Genomic DNA, 21,581 nt, shown 5'->3' on the forward strand with positions numbered 1-21,581 from the left:
CGGGGGAATGGAGGATACGTACACTTCGCAGCCGCCGTCCGGTCACCTAGTGTCGATCGGGACCGGCAGTTCCCGGCCCGGCACCCACGTCCCCGTCCGGCCCCACCGGACCGGAGCACGCACACGCCGGGTCCCCGGCCGTCGGCTGCGCGGCACCGTCCGGGCACCGGCAGACGCATCCGCACCGCCGGCAGACCGACACACCACGCGCGACCGAGCGCGGGAAGGAAGGCATGGCATGAGCAGCACCGACACGCCCCGCGGTCCCGTCGACTCCTCCCGCGTCCCGCGGTACGCCGGCCCGGCGACCTTCGCCCGGCTGCCCCGCCTCGACGAGGTCGGCCGCGCCGACGTCGCCGTGGTGGGCGTGCCGTTCGACTCGGGCGTCTCCTACCGGCCGGGCGCCCGCTTCGGCGGCAACGCCATCCGCGAGGCCTCCCGGCTGCTGCGCCCCTACAACCCCGCCCAGGACGCCTCGCCCTTCGCCCTCGCCCAGGTCGCCGACGGCGGGGACATCGCCGTCAACCCCTTCAACATCGACGAGGCCGTCGAGACCATCGAGGCCGCCGCCGACGAGCTGCTCGCCACCGGCGCCCGGCTGATGACCCTCGGCGGCGACCACACCATCGCGCTGCCGCTGCTCAGGGCGGTCGCGAAGAAGCACGGTCCGGTGGCGTTGCTGCACTTCGACGCCCACCTGGACACCTGGGACACCTACTTCGGCGCGGCGTACACGCACGGCACCCCGTTCCGCCGGGCCGTGGAGGAGGGCATCCTGGACACCTCCGCCCTCAGCCATGTCGGCACCCGCGGTCCGCTGTACGGCAAGCAGGACCTCACCGACGACGAGAAGATGGGCTTCGGCATCGTCACCTCCGCGGACGTCTACCGCCGGGGCGCCGACGAGGTGGCCGACCAGCTCCGGCAGCGCATCGGCGACCGCCCGCTGTACATCTCCGTCGACATCGACTGCCTCGACCCGGCCCACGCCCCGGGCACCGGCACCCCCGAGGCGGGCGGCATGACCTCCCGTGAGCTGCTGGAGATCCTGCGCGGCCTGGCGTCCTGCAACCTGGTCTCGGCGGACGTCGTCGAGGTGGCGCCGGCCTACGACCACGCCGAGATCACGTCGGTCGCGGCCTCGCACACCGCGTACGAACTGACCACGATCATGACCCGCCGGATCGCGGAGGCCGGCTGAGGCACGGCCGGTGCCGCAAGCGCCGCGGTGAACGCCGACGGCAGGCATCGCACGGCTGGACGACCTCTTGTGAGAAGTTCCCCCGCTCGTCACCGGCCTGCCCTACGGTGGCGGCCATGCGCCTGACAACCGTGATCGCGGCCGCCGCCGCCCTGGTGGTGGCCGGCTCCCTGACCGCCGCGGGGCCCGCCGCGGCCGGCACCGATGCCGCCGCCACGTCCCACCTGAGGCAGTCCGCCGGCCGGCCCGCCCACGCCTGCTCGCCCTCCGTCTCCCTCGACCGTTTCTCCGACGCGCTCGACAAGACGACGTACCAGGGCACCTACGTCGGCAACCTCTCCGCGCTCGCCGTGGACCGGGACGGCTCGCTGCTCGCCCTGGACGACCGCTCCTCGCTGTTCTCCCTGGACGCGAGAACCCTGCGGCCGCAGCGCGTGGTGCGGCTCGCCGACGAGCAGGGCGCGGAGCTGGACAGCGAGGGCCTGGCCGTCGACCGGGACGGCACCCGACTGATCACCTCCGAGACCGAGCCGTCGGTGCGGCGTTACACGCCCGACGGGAAACTCCTCGACCGGCTCCCGGTCCCCGACGCGCTCCGGGTCGCCCCGGCGGGGCGGGCCACGGCCAACCAGACCTTCGAGGGCCTGACCCTGCTGCCCGGCGGGCACACCCTCCTCGCGTCCATGGAGAACGCCCTCTCCGGCGACTCGCCCGACCTCGTCCGCTTCCAGACCTGGACCCGGACCGCGGGCGGCCACTGGCGGCTCGGCGCCCAGTACGCGTACCGCGTCGACGCCGGCCTCGGCGTCCCGGAGGTGCAGGCCACCCCCGACGGCCGGCTGCTGGTCCTGGAACGCGGCTTCACCGAGGGGGTCGGCAACACCGTCCGCCTCTACCTCGCCGACCCGCGCCACGCGAGCGACACCCGCCACGTCGAGAACCTGACGGGGCAGCCCGGTGTGCGCCTGATCCGCAAGACCCTGCTGGCCGACATCGCCGACTGCCCCTCCCTGGGCGCCACCGCCAAGCAGCCGCAGCCCAATCCGCTGCTCGACAACATCGAGGGCATGGCGGTCACCGGCCGTGACGGGAACCGGCTGAAGGTGCTCCTGGTCAGCGACGACAACCAGAACGACGCGCAGACCACCCGCTTCTACCACCTGCGGGTCCGCGTCTGACGAGCCCGTCCCCGGGAGTCCCGCTCCGATCCGTCTCCGGAAGTCCTGCTCCGACGAGACCGTCTCCGACAGGACCGCGGGGCGCGTGACGCCCGGCACCACGGGGCGCGTGACGCCCGGCGTGTGCCCCGCGCTCGCGCCCCTCTCGCCCTGGGCACGCCCGCGTGCGCGCCCAGGGCCCACGCATGCGCCGCCGCCCCGCCCCCACCCGTTTGTTGCAGAGGGATGAAATCCCCCTCCCCCCGCGTTGGTGCCTTGCGGCAGATCAGGACTTCCGGCCGACGGAGGGGAAGGCGTGGCAGCGCAACCGGGATGGGCACGGCGACTGGCCGGGTACGCGTGGCGGTATCCGAAGGACGTCGTGCTGGCCCTGGGGGCCTCGCTCGCCGGCATGGCCGTCACGGCCGTCGTCCCCCTCATCACCAAGGTGATCATCGACGACGTGATCGGCGCGCACAGCCGTCCCATGGCCCCCTGGGCGGGTGCCCTGATCGGCGCCGCGCTGCTGGTCTACGTCTTCACCTACCTCCGCCGCTTCTACGGCGGCCGGCTGGCCCTGGACGTCCAGCACGATCTGCGCACCGAGATGTACGCCACGATCACCCGGCTCGACGGCCGCCGCCAGGACGAGCTGTCCACCGGGCAGGTCGTCGGCCGCGCCACCAGCGACCTGCAGCTGATCCAGGGCCTGCTGTTCATGCTGCCGATGACCATCGGCAACGTCCTGCTGTTCCTGGTCTCCCTGGTCGTCATGGCGTGGCTGTCGCTGCCGCTGACCCTGGTGGCGCTCGCCGTGGCCCCGGCGCTCGGCTGGATCGCCCGGCGCAGCCGCACCCGGCTGCACCCCGCCACCTGGTACGCGCAGGCACAGGCCGCCGCCGTCGCGGGCGTGGTGGACGGTGCGGTCAGCGGCGTCCGCGTGGTCAAGGGCTTCGGACAGGAGGAGCAGGAGACCGCCAAGCTGAGCGTGGTGGGCCGACGGCTGTTCGCCGGACGGCTGCGCACCATACGGCTCAACGCCAAGTACACCCCCGCCCTGCAGGCCGTGCCCGCGCTCGGCCAGGTCGCGATGCTGGCGCTCGGCGGCTGGCTGGCGGTGCGCGGGCACATCACGCTCGGCACCTTCGTGGCGTTCTCCAGCTACCTCGCCCAGCTCGTCGGCCCGGTCCGGATGCTCGCCATGGTGCTCACCGTCGGCCAGCAGGCCCGCGCCGGCACCGAGCGCGTCCTGGAGCTGATCGACACCGAGCCGTCCCTGGCCGACGGCACCGTCGACCTGCCCGCCGACGCGCCCGCGACCGTCGAGTTCGACGACGTCGGCTTCGGCTACGACCCCGAGCGGCCCGTCCTGCAGCACCTGAGCTTCACCATCGAGCCGGGCGAGACACTGGCGGTCGTCGGCTCCTCCGGCTCCGGCAAGTCCACCCTGTCCCTGCTGCTGCCGCGCTTCTACGACGTCACGCACGGCGCCGTCCTCGTCGGCGGCCACGACGTGCGCGAGCTGACCCTGGACTCGCTGCGGGCCGCGATCGGACTGGTGCCGGAGGACTCCTTCCTGTTCTCCGACACGGTGCGCAACAACATCGCCTACGGCCGCCCCGACGCCACCGACGAGGAGATCAGGGCCGCCGCCCGCGCCGCCCAGGCCGACCGTTTCATCTCCGAGCTGCCCGACGGCTACGACACCGCCGTCGGTGAGCACGGCCTGACCCTCTCCGGTGGCCAGCGCCAGCGCATAGCCCTGGCCCGCGCCCTCCTCAGCGATCCCCGGCTGCTCATCCTCGACGACGCCACCTCCGCGGTGGACGCCCGCGTCGAGCACGAGATCCACGCGGCGCTGGAGCAGGTCATGCGGGGCCGCACCACGTTGCTGATCGCCCACCGCCGCTCCACCCTGGGCCTGGCCGACCGCATCGCCGTCCTCGACCACGGCCGCCTGGTCGACCTCGGCACCCACGACGAGCTGCAGGAACGCTGCCCCCTGTACCGCAGGCTGCTCACCGACCCCGGCGAGCTGGGCGACGTCTCGCCCGGCCACGAGCAGCCGGCCGGCCCCGGCGCGGACACCTCGGTGCGCGCCGAGCCGGACGCCGAGTTCGACGCCGAACGCGGGGTGACGCCCCGGCTGTGGACCGGCGACCGGGAGCCGCAGGACACCGCCCTGTCCGGCACCCCGGCCACCCCGGAGCTTCTCGCCCAGGTGGAGGCGCTGCCGCCGGCCACCGACACCCCCGGCATCGACGAGGAGCGGGCCGTCCGCCCCGAGAAGTCCTACAACCTGCGCCGCCTGCTCGACGGCTTCGGGCTGCCGCTGCTGGCCAGCCTGGCGCTGGTCGCCGTGGACGCCGGGATGGGCCTGCTGCTGCCGGTGCTGATCCGGCACGGCATCGACCAGGGTGTGACGAGACTGGCCCTGGGCGCCGTCTGGTCGGCCGCTGCGCTGGCCCTGCTGGCCGTGCTCGTGCAGTGGGCGGCGCAGACCGGTGAGATCCGGATGACCGGCCGTACCGGCGAGCGGGTGCTGTACACGCTGCGGCTGAAGATCTTCGCCCACCTGCAACGGCTGGGCCTGGACTACTACGAGCGCGAGCTGACCGGCCGGATCATGACGCGGATGACCACGGACGTCGACGCCCTGTCGACGTTCCTGCAGACCGGTCTGGTCACCGCGTTCGTCTCGGTGGTCACCTTCTTCGGCATCATGATCGCCCTGCTCGCCATCGACGTGCAGCTGGCGCTGGTGGTGTTCGCCACCCTGCCGCCGCTGCTCGTGGCCACCTTCTTCTTCCGCCGGGCCAGCGTGAAGGCGTACCGGCTGGCCCGCGAGCGGGTGTCGCAGGTCAACGCCGACCTGCAGGAGTCCGTGGCCGGGCTGCGGATCGTGCAGGCCTTCCGGCGGGAGGACGACGGCCGCAGCCGGTTCACCGAACGCAGCCGCAGCTACCGCCAGGCCCGCATGCGCGGTCAGCGGCTGATCGCCGTCTACTTCCCGTTCGTGCAGTTGCTGTCCTCGGTGGCGGCCGCCTCGGTGCTGATCGTGGGCGCCGGCCGGGTGCAGCACGCCACCCTCACCACCGGCGCCCTGGTGGCGTATCTGCTGTACATCGACCTGTTCTTCGCCCCTGTGCAGCAGCTCTCCCAGGTCTTCGACGGCTACCAGCAGGCGACCGTCTCCCTCGGCCGCATCCAGGAACTCCTGCGGGAGCCGACGTCCACCGAGCCCGCCGATCAGCCGCGCGCGGTGGAGAAGCTGCGCGGCGAGATCGTCTTCGAGGACGTGCACTTCGCCTACGGCGCCGGCGACTCGGGCGAGGCCGCCCTGACCGGCATCGACCTGCACATCCCCGCCGGGCAGACGGTCGCCTTCGTCGGCGAGACCGGCGCCGGCAAGTCCACCCTGGTCAAGCTGGTCGCGCGGTTCTACGACCCGACCCGTGGCCGGATCACCGTGGACGGCACCGACCTGCGCACCCTGGACCTGACCGCCTACCGGCGCCGGCTCGGCGTGGTGCCGCAGGAGGCCTACCTCTTCCCGGGCACCGTCCGCGACGCCATCGCCTACGGCCGCCCCGACGCCACCGACGCCGAGGTGGAGGCGGCCGCCCGGGCGGTCGGCGCGCACGAGATGATCGCCACCCTGGAGGGCGGCTATCTGCACCAGGTCGCCGAACGCGGCCGCAACCTGTCCGCCGGCCAGCGCCAGCTCATCGCGCTCGCCCGCGCCGAACTGGTCGACCCCGACATCCTGCTGCTGGACGAGGCCACAGCGGCGCTCGACCTGGCCACCGAGGCCCAGGTCAACCAGGCCACCGACCGGGTCGCCGGCCGCCGCACCACCCTGGTGGTCGCCCACCGGCTCACCACCGCCGCCCGCGCCGACCGGGTGATCGTCATGGACCACGGCCGTGTCGCCGAGGACGGCACCCACGAGGAACTGCTGGCCCGCGACGGCCGGTACGCCGAGCTGTGGCGGACCTTCCTGGGCGCGTCCCGCACCGAGGAGCCGGCCGGCGCGGCACGCTGAGGCCGGCCCCGCGAGCGCACGGTACGCAGAGGTCCCGCACGCGCGGCCGCCGAGGTCTCTGGGCGCGCGGCCCGTAGAGGCCCGGGGCCCGCGCACCGCGCACCCACCGGACCGGCCCCGCCCACCGCAACGACCGGACCGGCCCCACCCATCGCAACGACCGGACCGGCCCCGCCCACCGCAACGACCGGAGCGGCCGCACCCACCGCACCGGCCGGACCGGTCGCACCCCGCGGACGGCCGCGACGAGGGACACGGGGCGGGCGGCAACCGTGCGGCCCGCCCCTGCGTCCGTACCTGCGTACGCCGCTGCGCCTGACGTCCGGGGGTGACTCGTGAAGCGTGGGCTGACGCGCCGGCTGCGGGCAGTCGGCCTGGCCGTGCTCGCCGGCTCCTGGCTGCTCGCTCTCGCCCCGGCCGACGGCGCACAGGCGGCACCCACGCGGTGCCCCGGCCATCAGGTGCGGATCCTGCCGTTCTCCGCCGGCGCCGTGCATGTGTTCCGGCGCCACGGCTATGTGTGCGCGCTCACCGTCGCCGCGCGACCGGGCACCGCCCGCCCGGTGTCGGTGTCCGTACAGGCCCGCGGCAGCCTCCCGGTCTCCGCCGTCGGGCGCCGTTCCCACCGTGCCGGCCCCGTCACCGTGCACACCGGCCACCGCTGCGTCCGCGTCGCCGGGTCGGTGGGCACCCGGTCGGTGCGCAGCGGCTGGATCCTGTGCTGACGGCCGACCGGTACGGCGGCTCGTTCCCTCTGCTGACGGCCCATTAGAACGACGGCCCGTTTCCTCTGCTGACGGCAGACCAGTACTGCGGCTTGTGCCTGTGCTGACGTCCCGAAACCGTGACGTACTCCGCCGTCTCCGCACCGCATGCCCGCGCGACACGCCGGGACCCGGGCCCCACACCCCCTGGTGCGCCGACGAGTCGGGCGCTAGCTTCCGGCGCACGTCTGTCTCACAGGGAGGGTGCATGCGCACGGCGCTCAGATGGCTGCTCGCGCTCACCGTGCTCATCGGCACACTGAGCACGGCGGGGACGGCCACCGCGGCCCCGCCGGGAACCACCGGCTCCACGGCACACGACACCGGCACCGACGACATCGAGGACCGGCTCCAGGCCATCCCGGGCATGAGCCTGGTGGAGGAGAAGCCCTACGAGGGCTACCGCTTCTTCGTCCTGACCTACACTCAGCCGGTCGACCACCACGACCCGGCCAGGGGCACCTTCCAGCAGCGGATCACCGTGCTGCACAAGGGAGTCGACCGCCCGACGGTCTTCTACACCAGCGGCTACAACGTCTCCACCACCCCCAGCCGCAGCGAGCCGACCCGCATCGTGGACGGCAACCAGGTCTCCCTGGAATACCGCTTCTTCACCCCGTCACGGCCCGAGCCGGCCGACTGGTCCACGCTCGACATCTGGCAGGCCGCCAGCGACCAGCACCGCGTCTTCCAGGCACTCAAGCGGATCTACCCCCGCAACTGGCTGGCCACCGGCGGCTCCAAGGGCGGCATGACCGCCACCTACTACGAGCGCTTCTACCCGCACGACATGGACGGCGTGGTCGCCTACGTGGCGCCGAACGACGTGGTGGACGACGAGGACTCCGCCTACGACCGCTTCTTCGCCACCGTCGGCACCCGGCAGTGCCGGGACCGGCTGAACGCCGTGCAGCGCGAGGCCCTGGTGCGCCGCACCTCGCTGGAGCAGAAGTACGCCCGGTACGCCGCCGAGAACGGCTACACCTTCTCCACGATCGGCAGCCTGGACCGGGCCTATGAGGCCGTCGTCCTCGACTATGTGTGGGGCTTCTGGCAGTACAGCACGCTCGACGACTGCGACACCGTCCCCGCCGACGCCCGGCACGCCACCGACCAGGAGATCTGGGACTCCGTCGACACCATCTCCGGCTTCTCCGCCTACACCGACCAGGGCCTGGAGACCTACACGCCGTACTACTACCAGGCGGGCACCCAGCTGGGCGCGCCGACGATCCACTTCCCGCACATCGAGAAGAAGCTCATCCGCTACGGCTACCAGCCGCCGCGCAACTTCGTGCCGCGCTCCATCCCGATGCGGTTCCAGCCCTGGGCGATGCGGGACGTGGACACCTGGGTGCGCCACCACGCCGAGCACATGCTCTTCGTGTACGGGCAGAACGACCCGTGGGGCTCGGAACGGTTCCGTCTCGGCCGCGGCGCCCGCGACTCCTACGTCTTCACCGCACCGGGCATGAACCACGGCGCCAACGTCGCCGGGCTCGTGCCCGAGGAGAAGGCCCTGGCGACCGCGCGGATCCTGCACTGGGCCGGGGTCGCGCCCGCCGCGGTGGAGCAGGACCCGTCCCAGGCGCGGCCGCTGGCCTCCTACGACGCGACGCTGGACGCCCGCGACGCCGAGCGGGAGCCGGCCCTGCGGCCCTGACCCGCGCCCTGCCCCGGGCGGGGCGCCCGGCCTCACGGCCGTGACCCCGCCCGTGGGCTGCGCCCGGCCTCACAGCCGCCGGGCGCAGCCCACCAGGAGGCTGCCGCCGATCTCGACGTACAGCGCGGTCGAGGGCGGGCACTCGGCGCGATCGCGCACCGCACGGGTCACCCGGTACTCCGGCTCGCTGCGCCCCGAGCCGTCGCAGGCGGTCTCCCGGACCTGGCCACGGCCCGCGCGGTAGACGCAGTCGCCGGGGACGGTGCGCGGTCCGCCCCCGCCGCCCGGATCGCCCGGGTGCGGCGGTTCCAGCTTGCGCATGCAGGCGTAGCCCCGCGGGATCGCCACGTCACCGGCCTCGCCGCCGCCGGCCCGCTGGGGGCTGATGTGGAGCACGAAATCGGTGGTCGGCGGGCACAGCGGGCCGTCCTCGGGCCGGCCGTCGTACCGGGCGATCACCCGGGCCGCCGCCCGCTCCCCGGTGCACGGCACCTCGGTGACCCGGGTGGTGCCGAACGAGCTGCACTCGTCCACACCGAGGAACACCGCCCCGTACCCGGCGAGCTGAGGTTCGCTCGCCGGTGCGGCGGAGCCGGGCACGCCCGGCCGGCAGCCCGTCAGCAGGGCGACGAGCAGCACCGGCAGCACGCACCCCGCTCCCACCGCCCCGCTCCTGCGCATCGCCCTCCCCCTGCCCGCACCTGCGTCCAGCGTGGCCCGCGGCGACGGGCCACGCCAGGTATGAGCGGCGCTTTCGGCTCGTTGGGGGTGGTGGGGCGGGTGCGCGGCGTAGGGGTGGTACGTCCGTCGCGCGAGCCCGGCCCGCGGTCCGGCTAGTGCCGGCGGTACGACAGCCCGTACCCGATCGGGTACAGCGTCTGCTCCGGATCGTCCGCCCGCTGCACCGGCACCGGCAGCGTGCCGCGCGGCGAGACCCGGCCGGCGACGACCCGGGCGGCGGCCCGCACCTCGACGTCGGTCCACGAGTAGGCGGCCAGCACCGCGGTGGCCGCCGGGAGCTGGGCGACGTCGTACGGGTTGCGCACCGCGACCGCGATCACCGGCCGGCCCGTCGCCGCCAGCCGCTCCACCAGCGTCTGCTGGGCGCTGCCGGCCGTGACGTTGTAGGTGGCCACCACCACCGCGTCCGCGTCCCGCGCCGCCGCGACCGCCTGGTCGGTCACCGCCGCGGACGGCGCCGTGCCGGTCGGCAGGGCGGTGGCGGTGAAGCCCAGCTCGTTCAGGGCGGCGGCGAGCACACCCGTGGTCGGGCCCGTGGTGCCCGACGGGGAGTCCGGGTCGGCGCCGACGACCAGGATCCGCTGGTGGGAGCGCCGGGACAGCGGCAGCAGGTTGCCCTTGTTGACCAGCAGGGTCGTCGTCCGTTCGGCGAGGGCGTCGGCCGTCCGCAGATGCGCCTCCGTGCCGACCGTGCGGGTGACGTCCGCGCGCGTGGTGTACGGATCGTCGAACAGGCCCAGACGGGCTTTCAGCCGCAGGATGCGCAGGATCGATTCGTCCAGCCGGGCCTCGGTCAGCTCGCCGGAGCGCACCGCGTCCAGCACCGCGTGGAAGGCCACGTCCAGGGACGGCGGGTTGAGCAGCTGGTCCACCCCCGCCTTCAGCGCCAGCACCGGCACCCGGTCGTCGCCGTACTTGGTGCGCACGCCCTCCATGCCCAGCGAGTCCGTGATCACCACACCGTCGTAGCCCAGTTCCTCGCGCAGAATGCCGGTGAGGATGGGCCGCGACAGGGTGGCCGGATCGCCGGAGGGGTCCAGCGCCGGGAACTGGAGGTGCGCGGTCATGATCGAGTCGATGCCGGCCTTGATCGCGGCACGGAAGGGCACGGCGTCCAGCGTCTCCCACTGCTCCCGCGTGTGGGTGATGACCGGGAAGCCGGTGTGGCTGTCGACGGCGGTGTCGCCGTGCCCCGGGAAGTGCTTGGCGGTCGCCGCGACCCCGGAGCCCTGATACCCCTTCACCTGCGCGGCCACCATGCGGGCCACGGCGTCCGGGTCGGCGCCGAAGGACCGCACGCCGATGACCGGGTTGGCCGGGTTGACGTTCACATCGGCGTCGGGAGAGTAGTCCTGGTTGACGCCCATGGCGCGCAGTTCGGCACCGGAGATCCGACCGAGCGTGCGGGCGTCGGCGGTCGAACCCCCGGCGCCGATGGCCATGGCGCCCGGGAACAGGGTCGCGGGCTTGCCGATGCGGCAGACGATGCCGTGCTCCTGGTCGGTGGCGATGAGCAGCGGCAGTCCGCGCGGCTGGGCGAGGGCGGCCTTCTGGATGCCGTTGGACAGGTCGGCGATCTGCTGCGGGTCGCGGGTGTTGTGCGCCCAGGCGAAGTAGATGATGCCGCCGACGTGGTACTTCTCGATCAGTTCGGCGGCGGTGCGGACGCCGATCTCCTCCAGGTTGGCGTCGATGTCGGCCTGGTCGGGGTCGGTGGCCGAGTGACCGTAGACCCGCATGACGAACAGCTGGCCGACCTTCTCCTGAAGCGTCATGCGGGAGATCAGGGCGCGCAGGCTCCGGTCGTCGTGGCGGGAGGCGGCCTGGGCGGTGCCGGCGCCCTGGACGGCCAGGGCGGCGGTGAGGCCGGCCGTGGCGGCGAGGACGGTGCGCCGGGTGGGGCGGGCGGCGCCCGTCGCGGGGACGTCGGCCGCCGGGTGCGGGGGCTGTCCTGGTCTTCCAGTGCCTTCCGCGCTGCTGGTGTCGTGCACGTGCGCTCCTTCCGGAGGACTTGCGCCGGAACGTAGGGGGATGTGTGCCGGACAGCTCTGAAGGAAACTTCCGGGGTGACACCAATATCCGGGAAGTTTCTTCCGGTCAAGGGTGGCAGCGGCGTGGGCAGTTGCTCGCCGTACGCAGACAGCACAAGGCCGTCACCGGCGCCCGGGAGGTGGAAGCGCCGGTGACGGCAGGCCGCCGGCCGAGGTGCGGCAAGGAGGGCTGTCGGCGCTCGCGGCCAGCGGCGAGGCCGGCACCGCACCGTGCGGTTCCTGTGGCAGCGTGCCCATGGGACGTGGGGCGAGCGCCCCGGGTTCCCTTCCGCCCGGGTTGCTCTTCCGGGCTTTCGGTTTCTCTTCCGGGCTTCCGGCGGTGTCTCTTCCGGGTGGATCCGGGCGCAGCAGCACCGGGCCGCGCTCCGGCTCTCACGGGTCCCCTGACGGGGGACCGGGGCGGGACGCCGCGCCCTACGCCGACGCGTTGAGCAGCCGGTCCAGATGCTCCCGGCCCGCGCCCAGCAGGCCCGGCAGCGGGGCCGCCGCCTCGTACCAGCGCTTCTCGTACTCCCAGCACAGCCAGCCGTCCCAGTCGTGCCGCGAGAGCACCTCGACGCACTCGGCGAGCGGCAGCACCCCCGCACCGAGCGGCAGCGGGGTGGTGTCCTCCGCCGAGGCGATGTCCTTGACCTGCACGTATCCCAGGTGCGGGGCGAGGGCGGCATACGTCTGCTCGGGCTGCTCCCCGCCCAGCCAGGTGTGCATCACGTCCCACAGCGCGCCCGCGTTCCGGTGCCCGACCGGGCCCAGGACACGGATCGCGTCGGCACCGGTGCGGTGCGAGTCGTGCGTCTCCAGCAGGATCCGCACCCCCAGCGCGGCCGCGTCCTCGGCGGCGACGCCCAGCCGCCGGGCGGCCGTCTCGTCGCCCTCCGCGCGGGGCCGGGCCGCGTCCGCCCCGGGAAACACCCGAACATACGGAGCCTCGAGGTCGTGGGCCAGTCGCAGCAGCGCGCGGATCTCCTCCAGCACGGGCGTGTCGTCCCCGGGTGCGGCGACCCGCGCGTACCCGGCGACGCCCAGCACCTCGACACCGGCCGCCCGGAACAGCGCGGCCGCCTCGGCCCGTTCGGCCGGGGTGGCCCCGGGGTTCAGCGGTTCCTCCGGGTGGGCGCGCAGTTCGACGCCGTGATAGCCGTGGGCCGTGGCGAGCGCGACGACCTCAGCGAGAGGCAGGCCGGGGACACCGAGGGTGGAGAACGCCAGCTTCATGGGCCGACCCTAGCGCCTGTCGTCCCTCATGCCGCCGCCCTCGCAGGCCCGGACACCGGCAGTGCCGGATCACGACAGCTCCAGCCGCCAGTCCTGGCCCACCAGGTCCTTGCCGAAGGAGTGATGCGGCCGTTCGGCCACCAGAGTGAAACCGTGCCGCTCGTACAGGCGCCGGGCGGCGGCCAGGACGTCGTTCGTCCACAGCACCAGCTCCCGGTACCCGGCCTGCCGCGCGAAGTCGATCACCGCCCGCACCAGCCGGTCGCCCACCCCGCGCCCGCGCGCCTCGGGCTCGACGAGCAGCAGCCGCAGCCGGGCCGTGCTCGCGCCCTTCCCGTCCTGTACGCACATCACGCAGCCCACCGGCCGCCCCCGCGACTCCGCGATCCACACCCGCTCCCGCCGCGGGTCGTGCCGCTCGGCGAACTCGGCGACGATCCGAGCCACCAGGCCCTCGTACTCGGCGTTCCAGCCGTACTCCGCCGCGTACACCGCCCCGTTGCGCTGGACGATCCAGCCCAGGTCACCGGGGAGCGGATCGCGCAGCACCACCTCCGTGGGCGCCTGGGGCTCGGTGTGCCCGCCGTCGAGGATGCCGCGGATGGTGTGCATGGCCTCGGTCAGCCGACGCCGGTCGCGGGGCGGCACGGTGTCCAGCAGTGCCGCGACCCGCTCCCGGGCCCGCTCGTCGAGCAGCGCGGCGACCTCGCGCCCCCGCTCGGTGAGCGCGAGCCGGCGCCTTCGCTGATCCGCCGCGGACGGCTCGCGCTCGACCAGCTCGGCGTCGACGAACCTGGTCAGGATGCGGCTGAGGTACCCGGCGTCCAGATCGAGCCGCGCCCGCAGATCCGCCGCGTCCATGAGCCCGTCGTGCGCCAGCTCGTACAGCACCCGGGACTCGGTGAGGCTGTACGGGGCGTACAGGTGGCGGCCGTAGTCGAGGGCGCCGATCAGCCGGGTGTAGAAGCGGTTGAAGGCCCGGACGTCCTGGACGGTCATCGTCGCCCCCGGAGGTCTGACTCCGTCAGAGGTCGGTCTGCTTCGTCGAGCGTAGGACCGACCGGGACGCGGGGCGAGGGAAACGCCCCGGGTTCGCCCGTCAGGGGACCCAGCACCGAGCCACTGTTCGGCACCGAACTCCTCGAACCGCTCCACCTCGGTGACACCCGGCGTCGCCGCGCGGCGCAGCGAGCGGTCGTCGGCGGTCCGCGTGCGCAGCCCGCTGCACCGCCGTGCCGCACCCGTGGCCGAGCGGTCCTGCGGCGGACCGGTGTCCGACGACCAGGAGATGCGAACTCACCGCCGTCAACTCCGGACAGGGCTCGGCCATGCGGGCCGCGGCCAGGGCCGGACACCACGGGCAGCGCGGCCTTGCGCCGCCCGCGCCCCCTTCGCCCCCTCACCCCCGCGGCACCGCCGTCGACCCCCGCACCATCAGCTCCCCCCGCACCGTGGCGATCCCCCCGGGCGGCGGTTCCTCCCGGCCGGTGGCGATGCGGCCCGCGCGGGCGCCGGCCTCGGACAGCGGCAGGCGGACGGTCGTCAGGGCGGGCACCGCGTCGACACTGAAGGGCAGATCGTCGAAGCCGGCCACCGAGACGTCCTCGGGGATGCGCAGTCCCGCCTCGCGCAGGGCCGCGCAGGCGCCGAGGGCCACCGAGTCGTTGGCGGCGACGACGGCCGTCAGGTCGGGGGCGCGGCGCAGCAGGTCCCAGGTGGCCTCGTAGCCGGAACGGCGGTCGTAGCGGCCGTGGACCGTCAGGGTCGGGTCGTCCTCGAGGCCGGCTGCCGCGAGCGCCTGCCGGTGTCCCTCCAGGCGGTGGCGGGTGGTGGTGCGCTCTTCGGGGCCGGCGATGTAGCCGAGCCGGCGGTGGCCCAGGCCGATCAGATGAGCGGTCAGCTGCCGGGCGCCGCCCCGGTTGTCGAAGGTCAGGGCGACCGCGCCGGTGTCCTCGGCCGGCGGGCGTCCGCACAGCACCACGCGCGTCCCGGCGGCGGTCAGCTTGCGCAGCTTGGCGGCGATCGCCGAGGCGTGCGGCCCGTCCTCCACGGCGCCGCCGGTGACCACCACGGCCGCGGCCCGCTGCCGTTGCAGCAGGGTGAGGTAATTCAGCTCGCGTTCCGGTGAGCCGCCGGTGTTGCAGACCACCGCGAGCCGTTCCCCGCCCGCCCGGCCTGCGGAGCCGCCGATCTCGGACTGGACCGCGCTCGCCATGATCCCGAAGAACGGGTCGGCGATGTCGTTGACGAGGATGCCGACCAGGTCGGAGGTGGCGGCGGCGAGCGCGCTCGCCGGGCCGTTGAGGACGTAGTCCAGCTCGGCGACGGCCTTGAGCACCCGTTCCCGGGTGGCGGCGGCCACCGGATAGTTGCCGTTCAGCACGCGCGACACCGTCGCGGGCGAGACCTGGGCGCGGGCCGCCACGTCCGCCAGGGTCACGGTCATCTCGTCGTCCTCCGGTCGCGCAGGTCGTCTCCGGGCGGGTGCGGCCGTGGGGCGCCGGGCCTCACCGGCGACCCGACCACGGGTGACCGGGCCGCCGGTCCGACGGCCGAACGGCACGGTCCGCGCGGACTCTTGTCCCCGCCACTGCGGAGAGGTTAGCTATGGCCTCGATAGAAAGCGCTTGCTGCCCCGTGGCTCCCCGTCCGGAGGCCGGGCCCGTGCGGCGCGCGACGGCGTACGGAGGGACTGACGTGACACGCAAGACGGTGCGGATCGCCATGAACGGCGTGACCGGGCGCATGGGTCACCGCCAGCACCTGGTCCGCTCGATCCTCGCCCTGCGCGAGCAGGGCGGACTCGATCTCGGCGACGGCACCGTGCTGTGGCCGGAGCCCGTTCTGGTCGGCCGGCGCGCCCACGCGCTGCGGGCCCTCGCCGAGCGGTACGGCCTGACGGAGTGGTCCACCGACCTGGACGCGGTCCTCGCCGACGACACCGTCGACATCTACTTCGACGCGCAGGTCACCGCGGCCCGCGAGGACGCCCTGAAGAAAGCGATCGCTGCCGGCAAGCACGTCTACACCGAGAAGCCCACCGCCACCGGACTCGACGGCGCCCTTCAGCTGGCCCGGCTCGCCGAGGCCGCCGGGGTCAGGCACGGCGTGGTGCAGGACAAGATCTTCCTGCCGGGGCTGCTGAAGCTGAAGCGGCTGGTCGACGGCGGCTTCTTCGGCCGCATCCTGTCCGTGCGCGGCGAGTTCGGCTACTGGGTGTTCGAGGGCGACTGGCAGAGCGCCCAGCGCCCCTCGTGGAACTACCGCGCCGAGGACGGCGGCGGCATCGTCGTCGACATGTTCCCGCACTGGGAGTACGTGCTGCACGAGCTGTTCGGCCGGGTCACCTCCGTGCAGGCGCTGGCCACCACCCACATCCCGCGGCGGTGGGACGAGGACGGCAGGCCCTACGCCGCGACGGCGGACGACGCCGCGTACGGCATCTTCGAGATCGAGGGCGGCATCGTCGCCCAGATCAACTCCTCCTGGGCGGTGCGCGTCCACCGCGACGAACTGGTGGAGTTCCAGGTCGACGGCACCGAGGGCTCCGCGGTCGCCGGGCTGCGCCGCTGCCGCGTCCAGCACCGCTCGGCCACGCCCAGACCGGTGTGGAACCCCGACGTCCCCGCCACCGAGGTCTTCCGCGACCAGTGGCAGGAGGTCCCGGACAACACCGAGTTCGACAACGGCTTCAAGGCCCAGTGGGAGCTGTTCCTCAAGCACGTCCACACCGGCGCCCCCTACCACTGGGACCTGCTCGCCGGCGCCCGCGGCGTGCAGCTGGCCGAGCTGGGCCTGAAGTCCTCGGCCGAGGGCCGCCGCCTCGAGGTACCGGAGATCACGCTGTGACCATCCACCTGCCGGACGCGCACGGAACCCTGCGGCCCTACGAGCCGCGCACCGAACCGCTCGCCTTCTCGCCGGGCGTCCCGTTCACCTCCCGCACCGTCTTCGCCGCCGCGCACGTCGTCGCCGACCCGTACGCCGACGTCACCCCCGACTCCCCGGCGGCCGTCGACTGGGACGCCACCCTCGCCTTCCGCCGCCACCTGTGGAGCCACGGCCTGGGCGTCGCCGAGGCCATGGACACCGCGCAGCGCGGCATGGGGCTTCACTGGGCGGGCGCCGCCGAACTGATCCGCCGGTCCGCGGCCGAGGCCCGCGCGGTCGGCGGACGGATCGCCTGCGGCGTGGGGACCGACCAGATCACCGCCGGTACGCTCGACGACATCCGCGCCGCCTACGAGGAACAGCTCGCCGTGGTCGAGGAGGCGGGCGCCCAGGCGATCCTGATGGCCTCCCGGGCCCTGGCGGCCACCGCTCGCGGCCCCGAGGACTACCTGGAGATCTACGGCCATCTGCTGCGCCAGGCCGCCGACCCGGTGATCCTGCACTGGCTCGGCCCCATGTTCGACCCTGCGCTGGAGGGCTACTGGGGGTCGTCCGACCCGGATGCGGCCACCGAGGTGTTCCTGGACGTCATCGCCGCCCACCCCGGCAAGGTCGACGGCGTGAAGATCTCCCTGCTGGACGCCGGACGTGAGATCGAGCTGCGGCGCCGCCTGCCGAAGGGCGTGCGCTGCTACACCGGCGACGACTTCCACTACCCCGAGCTGATCGCCGGCGACGAGCAGGGCTTCAGCCACGCCCTGCTCGGCGTCTTCGACCCGCTCGGTCCGCTGGCCGCCGAGGCGGTACGCGTCCTGGACACCGGGGACACCGCCGGCTTCCGCGCCCTGCTCGACTCGACCGTCGACCTGGCCCGCCACCTGTTCCAGGCGCCCACCCGCTACTACAAGACGGGCGTGGTCTTCCTGGCCTGGCTGGCCGGGCACCAGTCCCACTTCACCATGGTCGGCGGCCTGCAGTCCGCGCGGTCGCTGCCGCACCTGGCCCGCGCCTACGAACTCGCCGACCGGCTCGGCCTGTTCCCGGACCCCCGACGCGCCGAGGACCGCATGAGGAACCTGCTGACGCTGTACGGGGTGGACGGATGACGACCGACGAACTGGCCCGCTTCTCGATCAACCAGATGACGGTCAAGCAGCTGTCGCTGCCCGAACTCGCCGACGCCTGCACCGAGCTGGGCGTCCGCAACGTCGGCCTGTGGCGCGAACCGGTGCAGGGACACGGCGTCGAGGCCGCAGCCCGGCTGATGCGGGACGCCGGGCTGCACGTCACCACCCTGTGCCGGGGCGGCTTCCTCACCGCGACCGACCCCGCCCGCCGTGCCGCGGCCCTCGACGACAACCGCGCCGCCGTCGACGAGGCCGCCGCCCTCGGCACCGACACCCTGGTCCTGGTCTGCGGCGGCCTGCCCGACGGCAGCAAGGACCTGCACGGCGCCCGCGAACGCATCGCCGACGCCCTCGCGGTCCTCGGCCCCTACGCCGCCGACCGCGGCGTGCGCCTGGCCGTGGAGCCGCTGCACCCGATGTTCGCCGCCGACCGCTGCGTGGTCTCCACCCTCGCCCAGGCCCTCGACCTCGCCGAACGCTTCCCCGCCGAGCAGGTCGGCGTCACCGTGGACACCTACCACATCTGGTGGGACGACCAGGCACCCGAGCAGATCGCCCGGGCGGGCGCGGGCGGCCGCATCGCCGCCTTCCAGCTCGCCGACTGGATCACCCCGCTGCCCGCCGGCGTCCTGAGCGGCCGCGGCCAGATCGGCGACGGCGCCGTCGACCTGCGGCAGTGGACGAAGCGGGTGGAGGCCGCCGGCTACACCGGCCCCATCGAAGTCGAGGTGTTCAACAAGGAGTTGTGGGCACGCGACGGCAAGGAGGTACTGGAGGAAACAGCGCGACGATTCCTCCGGCACGTGATGTGATGACCGTATGACGGAGCAGAGCGTGTCCCTGGGGCCGCTGGCGCCGGCCGGCGACCGCTGGGGGATCGGGGACGCCGTACGACCGGACCGTCACTGGGTGGAGTTGCACCCGGACGGGTTCTGCCGGCACCGGCCCGACGCCGAGGACCAGCTGATCCCGTGGTCCCGGGTCATGACCGGCATCTGGATCACCTGGGGCCGGTTCCCGTGGAACGCGGGCAGCAGGGGCAAGTACACGCTGCGCGGCACGGTCGCCGGACGGACCGCGGGCTGGCTGCACATGCTGCTGCGCCTCCCCTACGAGGAGGCCGCGCTGCGCTTCGACCGGCACGCGGGGACGTACCGGGCCATGGACGCCGTACGGCTGGAGGAGCTGTTGCGGCAGCTCGTCGCCACCGACCGGCTCCCTCTCCTCGGGGACCCGGACTGGGTCGGCCGCGCCGTGGCCCACCTGTCCGGCGGCGCGCCCACCCGCACACCCGGCGCGCTGCGGCGGGCCGTCACCGAGGCGATCGAGGCGGCCGGCGCCGCGCGCTAGCGGATCCGGTGAACACGGCAGCCGTACAACCCTTGTCGCGCCCGGAGTGTCGTACCGGTCGGCACGACGGGGATGCACGGGGGGACCACGGCACATGACGGACGAGGGCACCCACCTGGGGCCGCTGGCACCGGTCGGCAGCGGCTGGGGCTTCGGGAACGCCACGCGGCCGGGCAGCCACTGGGTGGAACTCCGCCCGGACGGGCTCTGCCACCACCAGCCGGACGACGAGGATCTGCTGATCCCGTGGCACCGGATCATGACGTACATGACTGGGATCGGCATCGACTGGAACGGGTTCGGAAGGTGGTCGAGCCACCAGACACTACCGGTCACACTGCGTCCCAAGGCCGTCCATCGGCCCGGAGGCTGGTTGGTCATGACGGTGCGCCATCCCTACGAGGACGTCCGGCTGCGGTTCGACCGGCACCCGCGGCAGTACGGGCTCGTCGACGCCGCACGGCTGGAGGAGCTGCTGGGGCAGCTCTCCGAGAGGGACCGGCTCAGTCTCCTCGGGGACCCGGACTGGCTGGGCCGTGTCGTGACACGTCTGACCGCCGGCGATCCCCGGCCGTCGTATCGCGTGCTGTGCAAGGAAGTGACCGAGGCGATCGAGGCCGCCGACGCCGCGCGCTAGGGCCTGTCGTGCGGATCGTCCCGGCGTCGCGGGGTGCGGCACGCGCATCTGCCGCGTTGTCGTCGCTCGCGCGACGATCGGCGTACGACCTCCTCCTCCGCCGTGCGGCTGCACACACCAGATCCCGTTCGGGTCGTCCGAGAGGCCCCGCACCTCGCGGCCGGGCCGATCCGAACGAAAGGTCCTGGCGCAGCCACCGAAGAAGCATGGCCGACCGTGCAACCCTTCCCGGGCGTGGCGTGTCGTACCTGTCACCGGGGCTCCTGGGGGGGGATCCGTGGGGGGATCACGAGGAGTTCCGGCACCCGGGGGAGGGAGAGAAGGGGGGGAAGACGAGGGGGCCCTGGTCGGCGGACCAGGGCCCCCTCGTCATGCCCGGCGAGGCGACGCACCGGACAAGAACAACGGTTCAGAAGAACACTCCGCACCGCAGCAGGACGTTCGCGTACGGCCGGGCCTCGCCGGTGCGCACCACCAGACGAGCGCCGCGGGACAGCTCCTTCAGCCGCTCGTGGGAAACCAGGGTCAGGCCGGGGAAGCGGTCGGCCAGCAGCGCGGCCGTCTCGGGGTTGGCCGTGCGGACCTCGCTCGCCGCGGTCGCGCCCTCGACGACCAGCTCGTCCAGCAGACCGTCCAGCACCTGAGCGAACGACGGCACTCCGGCACGAAACGCCAGGTCGACCACGCGCGGCCCGGACGGTATCGGCATGCCCGCGTCGCACACCAGCACCTCGTCGGTGTGCCCCAACTCGGCCAGCGCAGCGCTGAGATGCCGGTTGAGGATGCCTGCCTTCTTCACAGCGCCTCGACCTCCGCGGCCGTCGGGTACGACTCCTGCGCGCCCGGTTTCGTCACGGCCGCCGCACCCACCCGGGCCGCGTAGGCGGCCGCTTCGGCCAGCGGTACGCCCGTGCCGAGCCGCCAGGCCAGGGCCGCGGCGAACGCGTCGCCCGCGCCCGTGGTGTCCACGGCGTCCACCGCCACCGACGGCACCCGGGTCAGGCCCTCGGCGGACGCCACCAGGGCGCCCTCGGCGCCCAGGGTGACCACCACCGAGCGCGGGCCGCGCGCGAGCAGCGCCCGCGCCCAGTCCTCCGGAGTGGACCCCGCCTGCCCGGCGCCGAGGATGACCCGCGCCTCGTGCTCGTTGACGATCAGCGGGTCGCAGGCGTCCAGCAGTTCCTGCGGCAGCGGGCGCGGCGGGGAGGGGTTCAGCACGAACCGGCTGCCGGGCGCCAGCTGCCGCACCGCCTCCACCACCGTCTCCAGCGGCACCTCCAGCTGCGCCGACACCACCCGGGCCCGGGTGAGGAGACCGGCCGCCGCCCGCACGTCCTCGGGGGTGAGCCGGGCGTTGGCACCGGGCGAGACCACGATGCTGTTGTCGCCGGACGGGTCCACCGTGATCAGCGCCACCCCGGTCGGCGCACCGCCGGTCAGCACACCGGTGGTGTCCACGCCGGCCGTCCGCTGGGAGTCGAGCAGCAGCCGGCCGTGCGCGTCGTCCCCGACCCGGGCCAGCAGGGCCGTCCGGGCACCCAGACGAGCCGCGGCCACCGCCTGGTTGGCGCCCTTGCCGCCCGGGTGGACGGCGAGGTCGGAGCCGAGCACCGTCTCACCGGCCGCGGGCCGTCGCTCGACGCCGATCACCAGGTCGGCGTTGGCCGACCCCACGACCAGCAGGTCGTAGTCGTACATGTGTCTCCTCACAGCGGGCGGTCGTTCAACGGCGGCGCGGG

Annotated in this window: 17 protein-coding genes; 10 read left to right on the forward strand and 7 right to left on the reverse strand. The window is 73.8% G+C overall.

Annotation, left to right across the window (positions count from 1 at the left end; translation table 11 throughout):
- Nucleotides 1-238: 238 nt before the first annotated feature.
- The 5 genes from speB to OG899_RS17535 all read left to right on the forward strand — a co-directional run bounded on the left by speB (nucleotide 239) and on the right by OG899_RS17535 (nucleotide 8,830).
- The gene (speB, locus tag OG899_RS17515) at nucleotides 239-1,201 is read left to right on the forward strand and encodes an agmatinase (RefSeq protein WP_125498931.1); all 963 of its coding nucleotides are present in this window, start codon (nucleotides 239-241) and stop codon (nucleotides 1,199-1,201) included.
- 116 nt (nucleotides 1,202-1,317) lie between these two features.
- A complete protein-coding gene (locus OG899_RS17520; RefSeq protein WP_189427969.1) occupies nucleotides 1,318-2,379 on the forward strand; it encodes an esterase-like activity of phytase family protein in 1,062 nt (353 codons plus the stop codon).
- A gap of 295 nt (nucleotides 2,380-2,674) precedes the next feature.
- A complete protein-coding gene (locus tag OG899_RS17525) occupies nucleotides 2,675-6,403 on the forward strand; it encodes an ABC transporter ATP-binding protein (RefSeq protein WP_189427968.1) in 3,729 nt (1,242 codons plus the stop codon).
- Nucleotides 6,404-6,738: 335 nt separating this feature from the next.
- Complete coding sequence (locus OG899_RS17530; RefSeq protein WP_168132362.1) at nucleotides 6,739-7,128, forward strand: hypothetical protein; 390 nt, start codon at nucleotides 6,739-6,741, stop codon at nucleotides 7,126-7,128.
- A gap of 247 nt (nucleotides 7,129-7,375) precedes the next feature.
- Nucleotides 7,376-8,830: a S28 family serine protease gene (locus OG899_RS17535; RefSeq protein WP_168132361.1), complete on the forward strand. Its 1,455-nt coding sequence runs from the start codon at nucleotides 7,376-7,378 to the stop codon at nucleotides 8,828-8,830.
- Between the two features lie 69 nt (nucleotides 8,831-8,899).
- Here the strand turns inward: OG899_RS17535 and OG899_RS17540 are convergent, their stop codons facing one another.
- From OG899_RS17540 to OG899_RS17560, 5 genes are all read right to left on the reverse strand, one after another.
- Nucleotides 8,900-9,511, reverse strand: coding sequence for a hypothetical protein (locus OG899_RS17540; RefSeq protein WP_189427967.1), 612 nt, complete (start codon nucleotides 9,509-9,511; stop codon nucleotides 8,900-8,902).
- 152 nt (nucleotides 9,512-9,663) lie between these two features.
- The gene (locus OG899_RS17545) at nucleotides 9,664-11,562 is read right to left on the reverse strand and encodes a glycoside hydrolase family 3 protein (RefSeq protein ID WP_189427966.1); all 1,899 of its coding nucleotides are present in this window, start codon (nucleotides 11,560-11,562) and stop codon (nucleotides 9,664-9,666) included.
- Nucleotides 11,563-12,036: 474 nt separating this feature from the next.
- The gene (locus tag OG899_RS17550; protein ID WP_189427965.1) at nucleotides 12,037-12,837 is read right to left on the reverse strand and encodes a sugar phosphate isomerase/epimerase; all 801 of its coding nucleotides are present in this window, start codon (nucleotides 12,835-12,837) and stop codon (nucleotides 12,037-12,039) included.
- Between the two features lie 69 nt (nucleotides 12,838-12,906).
- Complete coding sequence (locus tag OG899_RS17555; RefSeq protein WP_189427964.1) at nucleotides 12,907-13,836, reverse strand: helix-turn-helix domain-containing GNAT family N-acetyltransferase; 930 nt, start codon at nucleotides 13,834-13,836, stop codon at nucleotides 12,907-12,909.
- Between the two features lie 400 nt (nucleotides 13,837-14,236).
- The gene (locus OG899_RS17560; RefSeq protein ID WP_189427963.1) at nucleotides 14,237-15,283 is read right to left on the reverse strand and encodes a LacI family DNA-binding transcriptional regulator; all 1,047 of its coding nucleotides are present in this window, start codon (nucleotides 15,281-15,283) and stop codon (nucleotides 14,237-14,239) included.
- 251 nt (nucleotides 15,284-15,534) lie between these two features.
- Here OG899_RS17560 and OG899_RS17565 point away from each other — a divergent pair, with 251 nt between their 5' ends.
- The 5 genes from OG899_RS17565 to OG899_RS17585 all read left to right on the forward strand — a co-directional run bounded on the left by OG899_RS17565 (nucleotide 15,535) and on the right by OG899_RS17585 (nucleotide 19,842).
- Nucleotides 15,535-16,686, forward strand: a complete 1,152-nt coding sequence (locus tag OG899_RS17565) for a Gfo/Idh/MocA family protein (protein ID WP_125500532.1) — start codon at nucleotides 15,535-15,537, stop codon at nucleotides 16,684-16,686.
- Complete coding sequence (locus OG899_RS17570) at nucleotides 16,683-17,834, forward strand: dihydrodipicolinate synthase family protein (protein ID WP_189427962.1); 1,152 nt, start codon at nucleotides 16,683-16,685, stop codon at nucleotides 17,832-17,834. Before OG899_RS17565 ends, OG899_RS17570 begins: the two co-directional genes overlap by 4 nt.
- Nucleotides 17,831-18,667: a sugar phosphate isomerase/epimerase gene (locus OG899_RS17575; protein WP_125500534.1), complete on the forward strand. Its 837-nt coding sequence runs from the start codon at nucleotides 17,831-17,833 to the stop codon at nucleotides 18,665-18,667. Before OG899_RS17570 ends, OG899_RS17575 begins: the two co-directional genes overlap by 4 nt.
- A 7-nt stretch (nucleotides 18,668-18,674) precedes the next feature.
- On the forward strand, nucleotides 18,675-19,205 hold the full coding sequence (locus OG899_RS17580) for a hypothetical protein (protein ID WP_189427961.1): 531 nt from the start codon (nucleotides 18,675-18,677) through the stop codon (nucleotides 19,203-19,205).
- Nucleotides 19,206-19,299: 94 nt separating this feature from the next.
- Nucleotides 19,300-19,842 (forward strand): hypothetical protein, encoded by a 543-nt coding sequence (locus OG899_RS17585; protein ID WP_125500535.1) that lies wholly within the window; start codon nucleotides 19,300-19,302, stop codon nucleotides 19,840-19,842.
- 409 nt (nucleotides 19,843-20,251) lie between these two features.
- Here OG899_RS17585 and rbsD read toward each other — a convergent pair whose 3' ends face one another.
- Together rbsD and OG899_RS17595 are read right to left on the reverse strand one after the other, a co-directional pair.
- On the reverse strand, nucleotides 20,252-20,641 hold the full coding sequence (gene rbsD / locus OG899_RS17590; RefSeq protein WP_125500536.1) for a D-ribose pyranase: 390 nt from the start codon (nucleotides 20,639-20,641) through the stop codon (nucleotides 20,252-20,254).
- Nucleotides 20,638-21,540: a ribokinase gene (locus tag OG899_RS17595; protein WP_125500537.1), complete on the reverse strand. Its 903-nt coding sequence runs from the start codon at nucleotides 21,538-21,540 to the stop codon at nucleotides 20,638-20,640. Before OG899_RS17595 ends, rbsD begins: the two co-directional genes overlap by 4 nt.
- Between the last annotated feature and the right edge of the window lie 41 nt (nucleotides 21,541-21,581).

Source organism: Streptomyces thermoviolaceus, assembly GCF_045209695.1.
Lineage (GTDB): Bacteria > Actinomycetota > Actinomycetes > Streptomycetales > Streptomycetaceae > Streptomyces > Streptomyces thermoviolaceus.